We start from the raw sequence: 9,703 nt of genomic DNA on the forward strand, positions 1-9,703 counted from the left end.
TGGTCAGGGACAACCAAACCGTTGGCAGTCCCAAGCGCGCTGTAGAGGACGTGTTGTTGCAGATGGATCGGAACGGGAACTACACGTGTTTCGTTGCTGGTTGAAGGGCTGTTGATGTTCTCGCATCACGATGAAAGGATTATTGATGGTGTCGATACCGGATCTGGAGCACGAAAAACGACCGCTGTCGGAGGCCGAGGCGGAGATCTATGTTGCGTCCGTGTGTTTCAAGACCGGCCCTCCGGGGACCGTGGGCGTGGAGATCGAGAGGATCGTGCACGATCCTCTCGATCCGCGGCGGGCTGTACCGGTGGCGGAAGTCCAAGCTGCCGCTGCTCAAACGGAAAGCGAGCTTCCCGGCAGTGGTGTCATCACCTACGAACCGGGCGGGCAGCTCGAACTGAGCTCGGCCTGCGGAGTTGACCTTCCCTCCGTCATCCAAGCAGCAAGGGCAGATCTGGCTGTTATTGACAGGTCTATCGAGGATGCAGGACTGTCCTTCAGCAGCGTTGCACTGGATCCCTCCCGCCCTCCGGTGCGGACCCTCGACCATCCGCGCTATGCGGCCATGGAAGCCCATTTTGACCGATCAGGTCCTGCAGGCCGGACCATGATGTGTTCCACCGCTTCCCTGCAGGTATGCCTGGATGCCGGTCTCTCCGGGACGGGTACAGGTAGTGCGGTGCAGCGCTGGCAGCGTCTCCACCAGCTCGCGCCGGTGCTCGTCGCGCTTTTCGCCAACTCCCCTTTTCGTTATGGATCACCCAGCGGCTGGCAGAGCACCCGCCAGGCCGTGTGGCTGAAAACCGACCCGTCCCGCACGTCACCCGTTCCGGTTTCCGATGATCCGCCCACCGCCTGGGCCCGCTACGCCCTCGACGCTACGGTTCTCTGCATCCCGGCATCGCACGGTTCATGGGAAGCGCCGCGCGGTCTGACTATGCGGGGCTGGCTGCGCGGGCAAGGGCCCCGGCCGGTTACGCGGAAGGACCTCGACTACCATCTCAGCACCCTCTTTCCGTTCATCCGCCCCCGGGGGTTCCTGGAAATCCGGGTAATCGACGCCCAGGCGGGCTCCGACTGGGAGGCCGTCGCAGCAATGACGACTGCACTGGTGGATGACCAACGGGCAGCTGACATAGCTGCTGAAGCCTGCGCGCCCGTAGCTGCGCTACCAGATCCGATGACTGTCGCGGCCCGGGACGGATTGGCGGACCCTGTCCTCGCCGCAGCAGGGCTGGTGTGCGCGGAGGCAGCGCTGGGTGCCATGGAACGGCTGCACGTTGATGCAGGAACGAGGTCCCGGGTGGAAGGCTTTCTTGAAAATCACACCGCGCGGGGCCGCTCTCCCGCCGACCAGCGGATCGAGGATTGGCGCCGCACCGGACGGTTTTCCGGGCTCGTACAGCGAAAGGAAAGAATCCGATGACGAATACGGTCTCAGCAGCTACTGGCGCTGCCCCTGACAGACTGCGCGCCTTCATTGCGGAGGGCCTTGAGCGTGCGCGTCGTCGTACCCACGCGCTCACCGCGTGTGACGAGGAAGAGCTGCTCAAACAGCATTCACCCCTGATGTCTCCCCTGGTCTGGGATCTGGCGCATGTCGGCAGCCAGGAGGAACTATGGCTGGTCCGCGACGTCGGCGGGATGGAGCCGCTTCGCCCGGAGATCGACAGGCTTTACGACGCGTTCGAGCATTCGCGTAGCAGCCGCCCCTCGCTGCCGTTGCTGGCACCTTCGGAATCCCGGGACTACCTCACCGAGGTGCGTTCCAAGACCCTGGACATCCTTGAAAGGGTTCCCCTGGAGGGTTCGCCGCTGCTGCACGGCGGGTTCGCCTTCGGCATGATGATCCAGCATGAACAGCAGCACGCCGAGACCATGCTGGCCACCCATCAGCTCCGGGTAGGCGAACCCGTGCTGCACCCGGTGGCTCCGGAGCCCGGTGTGCTGGCCAGCGGTGTCATCGGGCTTCCACCGGAAGTGCATGTGCCGGCCGGGCCCTTCACCATGGGCACCTCGGTGGAGCCCTGGGCGCTGGACAATGAACGGCCTGCCCATCAGGTGCACGTTCCCGGCTACTGGATCGACACGGTGCCCGTCAGCAATGGCGCCTTCCTGGATTTCATCAATGACGGCGGCTACGCGAACCCGGGCTGGTGGACCGCTGAGGGATGGAATCACCGCAACGATGACGAGCTGACTGCGCCGAAGTACTGGACGCGGGATGGTCACCAGTGGTGGCGGACCCGTTTGGGTGTCCTTGAACCAGTCCCCGCCGACGAACCCGTACAGCACGTCTCATTCTTCGAAGCCGAGGCCTACGCAAAGTGGGCCGGACGGCGCCTGCCCACCGAGGCGGAGTGGGAAAAAGCAGCTCGGCACGACCCGGTCAGCGGCCGCTCCCGGCGCTACCCCTGGGGGGATGAGGACCCGACGTCCAGCCACGCGAACCTGGGAGGAGCAGCGCTGCGACCTGCCCCTGTCGGCTCCTACCCCGAAGGGGCGTCGGCGCTGGGCGTCCGCCAGCTGATCGGAGATGTGTGGGAATGGACCTCCAGCGACTTCGGTCCCTACCCGGGGTTCCGGGTGTTCCCCTACCGGGAGTACAGCGAAGCCTTCTTCGGCGGAGGCTACAAGGTGCTGCGCGGTGGTTCCTGGGCCGCCGACGGGGCAGCGAGCCGGGGCACGTTCCGGAACTGGGACTACCCCATCCGGCGCCAGATCTTCACCGGCTTCCGCACAGCGCGGGACGACGTTCCAGGCCGGGGGGAATAGAAATGTGCCGTCACCTGGCTTTCCTTGGACCTCCGACGCCGCTCGCCACGCTGCTGGTGGCCCCCGAACACGGCCTGCTCCGGCAATCCTGGGCGCCACGGCGCCAACGCAACGGCACGATGAACGCCGACGGGTTCGGCGTCGGTTGGTACGCCGCAGGGGATCCCATCCCGGCCCGCTACCGGCGCGCCGTCCCCATGTGGACGGACCAATCCTTCGCTGACCTGGCGCGGGTGACCACCAGCGGAGCGGTATTGGCTGCCGTGCGTTCGGCCAGCCCCGGTACGACGCCGGACGAGGCGGCCGCTGCGCCCTACGTTTCGGGAAAGTGGCTTTTCAGCCACAACGGGCGGATCGACAACTGGCCGCAGTCGGCTGAAGTACTGGCCGCGACGTTGCCGCCGGCACGGCTTCTTGCCCTGGAAGCCCGGGTGGATTCGGCCCTGCTGTGGGCACTGGTCCTTGAACAGCTCGAATCCCGGGACGGCGGCACAGGCTCGGCTGCGGACGCGCTGGCACAGGTCGTGGCTGACGCATCCGCCTCCAGCACCGGACGCTACAACTTCCTGCTTACCGATGGAAGCTCAATTGCTGCCACAGCTGCCGGCGACACCCTTTTCTGGCGCTCAGACAGCAGGGGTACCGTCGTTGCCAGTGAACCTTCCGACGACGGCGCGGGATGGCACGAGGTCCCGGATCAGTCCCTGCTCGTCGCCACCTCGCACGGGGTCGATATCAGCCCGATAACCCCAGCAGAGATGGAGTTTGCGCTCAGGTGAATCGTTCGAGGATTGCACTCAAGATCGTCCATCACCTGCCACCGCACTACCTCGAGCGCATCCTGTGCGAGGACGTATGGAAGGGACGGACAAACCGGCGAAGACCCTACCGCCCAAGTGGACCTACGACCGGTGGCTTCTAATGCTATTGCGTCGGCGTCCGCGAAGATCAAGGGATCGCGGTGACTCATCAATGATGCCCGTACTACGTAAGAATTTATAGGCCCTCACGAGTTCCCGCACGTTCAATGAAGGGCATATCCCGTGATCTGTGAGACGAGGCTCCTGTGCCAGCCGGAGGGGCAGATTGACGGGTCGGTGTACTTCGGGAAGTACTGACGTAGCCGGCCATCTGTGTCAAAAGCCCTGCGATGTCACGGCGGAGGACGAACAGGCCCTGCGGGAGGTCGCCGAAGCCGCGGGCAGTGCGTCGCCGATGCGCTGTTGGGTGTAACGGATCGTGTCCTTGCGACAGCTTGCGATCTAGAACCCTGGCAACAAGCAAATCTGTTGTCAGTCTGTGTAACGATCTCCTTCTTTCTTTCTCTTCCCCGAGGTGGCGTGTTCTCTGGGATTACAAGGAAGGGAGGGGTGGACCACTTCCGCGGAGATAACGATGTGCACGGTGGGCAAGTTTTTCGCCTTGCGCTGCTCCGCCCTCACAAGCCACGGTAGTAAGCAGACTGATCTGTTGCTGGACACGTACTCCATACCTACCCGTAAGTATCCAGTAGGCGGCGCCAAGGCGTTGAAGGAAAGTGTCAGCGGTAGGACTAGTGCCCGTGAAAGGGCGCCTGATAGAGAGGAAGCGGTACTGATCATGGCACCAGAAGACAAAGCGGGTGCGAGCACCCCGAAGAGCCGGCGTAACGACGTCGTCGCAGCGGAGAAGGAGCGGTTCGGTGGCATCAAGATCGGATCCGCGTTCTTCGGCTGGTTGACCGCGATCGGCCTGACGGTCATTCTCAGCGCGATCGCCACGGCCATTGGCGCGGGCGTTGGTGCGGCGAACACCAGCAGCGCGAATGAGGCAGCCAACCAGGCCACAGAGAATGCGGAAACCATCGGCATCGTCAGCGGCATCGTCCTTGCTGTCATCCTGTTGATCTCCTACTACTGCGGTGGCTATGTCGCCGGCCGCATGGCACGCTTCGACGGAGCTAAGCAGGGCGTCGCCGTTTGGCTCTGGGGAATCATCATCGCGATCATCCTCGCGATTCTCGCCACCGTAGCGGGAGATCAGTTCAACGTCCTGTCCAGCATTGGGGGCGCCCCGAGTATCCCGGTCGACGGCAGTCTCCTCACCACCAGCGGTTTCATTGCCCTAGCCATTGCCGTCCTGGTACCTCTGATCGGCGCGATCCTTGGCGGTAAAGCCGGCATGCACTTCCACCGCAAGGTCGACCAGGTAGGCATCGACCACCAGACTGGGCTGACCTCCTAAGCTGACACGGTCGGCTGGTTAAGCGCGCGCTGCTTCGGTAACGCGCGCTTGGCTTGACCAGTTTCCCTCTCCACCAAATTGTCGAGGTAAAGCCTGATGCCAATCGAAACCGCCCCTGATCCACAGGACGCCTTTCAAGATCCCACCCAAGACCCAGGGCGAGATCAGCAAGCACCGAGCGAGAGTTCCAAGGTAGATGCCGATTCCGCTGAAGAAAGGCTCGAAGAGCGTGCGGCTACCCCTGCTCTCGAAGAGGACGAAGACAGCCTGGCGAAACCCGAGAACAGCTAATCCCATCGGTCACCCCGGTGTCATGGATTCTTAACCATGGAGCCTGTCATAGGACAGGATAGGTCTGCTTGGTGCATCTCCTTATGGGGAGGAACACTTCAGTGAACTACTGAGATTGTTTTATCCCATGATCAGTGGTGCTGGCAGGGTCACGTTTTGTCGTTTTTTATAGTAGGGGGACGGGTTCCTGTGGTTGCGAATGCTGTTGGGGTGGTGGTGACGGGTATGGGGGCCATGACTCCAGTCGGGGATACTGTCGCTCGGACGTGGAAAGCGCTGTTGGAGGGTCGGTCGGGAATCACGCTGCTGGACCAACCGTGGGCGCAGGAGTTGCCGGTGCGCGTAGCCGGGCTCGTCGCGGCGGAGCCCGCTGCTCTGCTGTCGATCAGGGAGTACCGGCGGATGGATCGTTGTGGTCATCTGGCGCTTGTCGCATCCCGTGAGGCATGGTCACAGGCCGGGCAGCCGTCGGTTGATCCTGACCGTCTCGCGGTGGTGATCGGGTCCGGTTACGGCGGTCTGGGTACGGTGGTGGCTCAAACCCGGGTCCTGGATAGTGGCGGCCCGCGTCGGGTGTCTCCGCATACGGTGACCCAGGTCATGGCAAATAGTCCTTCGGCGTGGGTATCGATCGATGTCGGCGCCCAGGGAGGCGCACGCACTCCCGTGAGCGCGTGCGCCTCCGGTGCTGAAGCGATCGCCCAGGGTACTGAGATGATCAGGTCGGGTGCGGTGGATGTCGTTGTTGCTGGGGGAGTCGATGCTTGCGTGAACGAGTTGGCGATCAGTGGTTTCGCTCAGCTTCGGGCGCTTTCGACGAGCGAGGGTGACCCGGCGGGGGCTTCGCGGCCTTTTGATCGGGACCGGAATGGTTTCGTGATGGCCGAGGGGGCCGGCATCGTTGTCCTCGAGCGGGAGGAGTTCGCTCGTGCGCGGGGAGCGGAGATCCTCGGTCGGATTGCCGGGGCTGCCGTCACATCCGATGCGGGAGACATTGTGGCAGCTGACCCGGAGATGCAGCAGCGCGTCATGCGCAAAGCTCTTACGGCAGCGGGTATTTCGACATCGGATATCGGCTTCGTCCACGCGCACGCTACGTCGACCCCGATCGGTGATCTTTTCGAGGCAGGTGCCATCACTGCGGTGCTCGGAAATCAGGTGCCGGTCACCTCGACCAAGTCCATGACAGGGCACTTGCTGGGAGGAGCCGGAACCCTTGGTGCGATCGTGACCATTCAGGCCCTCCGGACAGGAAGGCTTCCAGGCACGCTCAATCTCAGGAATCCCGACCCAGCGATCAGCCTCAACCTCATCAACGCCACGACCGAATGCGCCGGGGCCTCTGCTGCCATTACCAACGCCTTTGGGTTCGGCGGTCACAGCGCTGCCCTCGTTATTACCGCGGCCTAGAGGCCGTCCACTGATTCGTGAATAATTCCACCGAGGCATGTAGTGGTGCTGGGCCTGGCCCGTCAAGTGGATTCGGCCTACCAACGCTAGTAGTCGCCGGGTAGGTCAGGTAAGTACTTCGGCGCGAAAGCGCCGCCCGATAGGTGTATCAGCCAAGGATTTGCAGGGAGCGCGGGACACTTTCAATCCTCACCGCAGTATTTGATTCGGCTGATTTCACTTCCCCGTCAATTTGATAGGGAATAGGTTTGAGGGTTGTGAACTCGTACCGCTCCATGCTCGGCTGATCCCCCAGACCTTTCGTCGCGGCACGCAACGCAGTCAGGAGGATCCGCCACTTGGCCATGTGGGGGAACGTGATGACTTCGAACTTGCCGTCGGATGGGTGGTCATCCGCCTCGCTGAGCGTGGCGTATTTCGCCATCTGCGAGATATTCGCGAAGACCAGGCTGTCGAACTTTCGGTGTACCCCGTCGCTCTGGCGAATTTTGAAGGGCTTGAATTTCGAGAACGTCCGCACCACGGAAAACATCTCCTTGATGGCGCCCTTGCTGCCCTTCTCCAAATCAATGGCCATGATGGGGGTCAGCCCGAAGCCGATGTAGGAATGCGCGTACATCGACTCTGAAACTGGCCCGTCTCCCGTGCTGATGCGCAACAGATCAATTCGGCGGACCTTGCCCTCAGCAATAGCCTCCGCGAGGGGTTGCCGACCAGTCACACGGCTGTGGTCATTGGCGTTGCCGGCTGCCAGAACCGCACACACCGCGTCCTTGCTGCCGCTGTTCATCACACCATTGACGACCTCGTTGTACCCGCCGTCACCACTAACCGAGACCACGAGAGCATTCCCGGACGAGGCTGCCTCGTTTGCCAGATCGATGGCGTGACCGGCATGCTGGGTCGGCTGCAGACGGATATTTGGTCCTTCAGGCAGGAGCGATGCTAATTCCTCACTGAGCCCGCTGGCCAGCTTCGGGGCGTTTCCAGTGCTGTTCGGGTTGAAAATGATGGTGATCGAATCAAACCTGCGCGGCGTATCCATAAATCTACCTTCCCTAATCGCTGCATCGTCAGCAGCGCTGCGGAAATAACCGCCAGACCCCAATCATAAGCTAGCTTAGGATCCTCGCTGGCATGGTTCTTACACATCCGACGATCGGAAGGACTGCCAGTGACATCGTTAGAAGCGGCTCGATCGGAAACAACAGCGGCTTCCAGGCTTACCTGTGAGGCAAACATGGAATTCGCTGTCGGCGCGCGAGGTGGGCAGTGTTGCGTGCCAGACCAGAATTAGTGGCGGGCGCGGTATGGGCCCGCCACGACACCAATGGCGCCGGCAAGCACGAGCGCCACAATGCTCAACACGCCGACGACGACATAACGCAAGGAATAGGCCCTGTCTGCTGGTTGTGTTGCGGCGTAGATCGGTGGCAGTGTTTCGGTTCCCTCTGCGGGTGGCTGCGGCGTGACGGCGGACGAGGTTTCACCGGTAGAGCCCAGGTTACGAGCCTGGCTGACGTTTGGCACGCTGAGTTTTGAAGGAAGGGTGCCTTGTGGGGCCAGAGGAGGCATCATTCCGCTTGCGGGAGCCGGTGGAGGTGATAAGCGCTTGGGGTTCACGATCGGTGCTGGGGCGGCTTCAACAGGAGCACGTCTGATGATGGTGCCGCTGGTGTCGCTGGTGTCGCTGGTGTCGGTGTTTCGGGGATTTGGTATCGGTCCCGCAGCGGCTTCAGTGTCGATCGGCGCAAATTCGGCAGGTTCATTAGGTTCAGCATTGGGTGTGGTCGGGAATGCAGAGGGTGCTGGTTGGATAGGTGGCGTGGTGAGGGATGCAGGGGGTACCGGTTCGTTAGGCGACACCGGAACCGCGAGGACCGGTTCCTCGCCCGGCGGTATGACAGGTGGAGTAGAGGGCTCCAGCGTCGGAGGATCAGTGCTGTCAATGGGTAATGGCTCTGGTCCCGGGATGATTGACTCATCAGCTGGCATCATCGTCTGCGCCGCATTGCCACTGCCGGGGGCGGTGTCCTCGTCGAAAGCCGGGGCCGGACTCGCGAGGATCAGCCCGGCCGTTGATAGCAGGACAGTTAGCGCTATTGAATGTGCTGCGTAAGGGCGCATTGCAGGTCTCTTCAATGTGGGTAGGTTCGGTGAAAACGGCCGCTGGGTGCTCAGGGTCACGAATCCGGCGTAAACGAGGTAACAGGCTCAGCAGCACACCCTGCTGTTGTATCCGAATCGCCTCAGCATTTATTCGTCATCGCTCATGCCAGAGCTTGGTCCAACACTCAAAGATTTCAAAGCTCAACCTCGCGGCGGCCGGCGAGATCGCGGGAGGCCCGATCACAGGTGAGCCGAATCAGCATTTTACCCTGCTCGGTTCGGCCGAGGTCCTGTAAATGGATTCGAAAATTTTGCCCATGAGGGACCACGGTCATCGTGCGGCTCCACCCGCAGGATGACCGCGTGGAAGTCATCGAAGCAGTGAACGCACGAACGACGCTCTCGGTCTAAAGGATGGTGCGTTGCCGTTTGCCTTTGAGGATGGGTAACTGCAACAGCGCAAGCCACATAGTGATGGGTAGGACTGTATAGGGCCAGGTTTCACCAATCTGTCACACCGGTGCGCGGGCAGTATGTCTGAATGCGTCTGTGAGCGGTCGTGTTTTTGATTGCGGTGTACATTGTCCGTTCGCCGAGGTGGGACGAAATGGGGATACCAGTATCATCGGGTCAGGATTCTTCCTCATGGGCGAGGTCGAGTTTGATTTGGCGTCATTGGTGTTCGCGGCGGCTGTAGGTTGCTTCTCGCACTGCTTGGTCGCCGTCGAAGTTTGATCCCAGGGCTCCTGCTGTGATGCCCATTGATGCGGCCAGCCATGACAGGTTCAGGTAGTGGTTGCGGTCGTATGGTTTTGTGAGACAGCTTGATTGGAGCCTCCGTTTCAGATGACCGCTCATAGTAAGAAGACGTACGACCCCGCGTTCCGTGATG

The 9,703-nt window shown here is 61.7% G+C and carries 6 protein-coding genes and 1 pseudogene; 5 read left to right on the forward strand and 2 right to left on the reverse strand.

All coding sequences use genetic code 11. The features are described from left to right. The first annotated feature begins 145 nt into the window (after positions 1 to 145). From egtA to IWX75_RS03425, 5 genes are all read left to right on the forward strand, one after another. Positions 146 to 1,429 carry an ergothioneine biosynthesis glutamate--cysteine ligase EgtA gene (egtA, locus tag IWX75_RS03405; RefSeq protein ID WP_196820803.1) on the forward strand — a complete coding sequence of 428 codons (1,284 nt, stop codon included), beginning with the start codon at positions 146 to 148 and terminating at the stop codon, positions 1,427 to 1,429. Then, complete coding sequence (egtB, locus tag IWX75_RS03410) at positions 1,426 to 2,778, forward strand: ergothioneine biosynthesis protein EgtB (protein WP_196820804.1); 1,353 nt, start codon at positions 1,426 to 1,428, stop codon at positions 2,776 to 2,778. Before egtA ends, egtB begins: the two co-directional genes overlap by 4 nt. A gap of 2 nt (positions 2,779 to 2,780) precedes the next feature. Further along, positions 2,781 to 3,557 carry an ergothioneine biosynthesis protein EgtC gene (gene egtC / locus IWX75_RS03415; RefSeq protein ID WP_196820805.1) on the forward strand — a complete coding sequence of 259 codons (777 nt, stop codon included), beginning with the start codon at positions 2,781 to 2,783 and terminating at the stop codon, positions 3,555 to 3,557. 820 nt (positions 3,558 to 4,377) lie between these two features. Further along, positions 4,378 to 5,001, forward strand: coding sequence for a hypothetical protein (locus tag IWX75_RS03420; RefSeq protein ID WP_196820806.1), 624 nt, complete (start codon positions 4,378 to 4,380; stop codon positions 4,999 to 5,001). Positions 5,002 to 5,526: 525 nt separating this feature from the next. Continuing rightward, positions 5,527 to 6,702: a beta-ketoacyl-[acyl-carrier-protein] synthase family protein gene (locus IWX75_RS03425; protein ID WP_442858945.1), complete on the forward strand. Its 1,176-nt coding sequence runs from the start codon at positions 5,527 to 5,529 to the stop codon at positions 6,700 to 6,702. A 148-nt stretch (positions 6,703 to 6,850) separates the two neighbouring features. Here IWX75_RS03425 and IWX75_RS03430 read toward each other — a convergent pair whose 3' ends face one another. Both IWX75_RS03430 and IWX75_RS17625 read right to left on the reverse strand, forming a co-directional pair. Beyond that, entirely contained in the window at positions 6,851 to 7,747 is an 897-nt protein-coding gene (locus IWX75_RS03430; protein ID WP_196820807.1) for a diacylglycerol/lipid kinase family protein, read from the reverse strand. Between the two features lie 1,736 nt (positions 7,748 to 9,483). Then, positions 9,484 to 9,703 (reverse strand): annotated as a pseudogene (locus IWX75_RS17625) (hypothetical protein); the annotation flags it as partial.

It is taken from the genome of Arthrobacter sp. CAN_A6, assembly GCF_015751715.1.
In the GTDB taxonomy this organism is placed as follows: Bacteria; Actinomycetota; Actinomycetes; order Actinomycetales; family Micrococcaceae; genus Arthrobacter_D.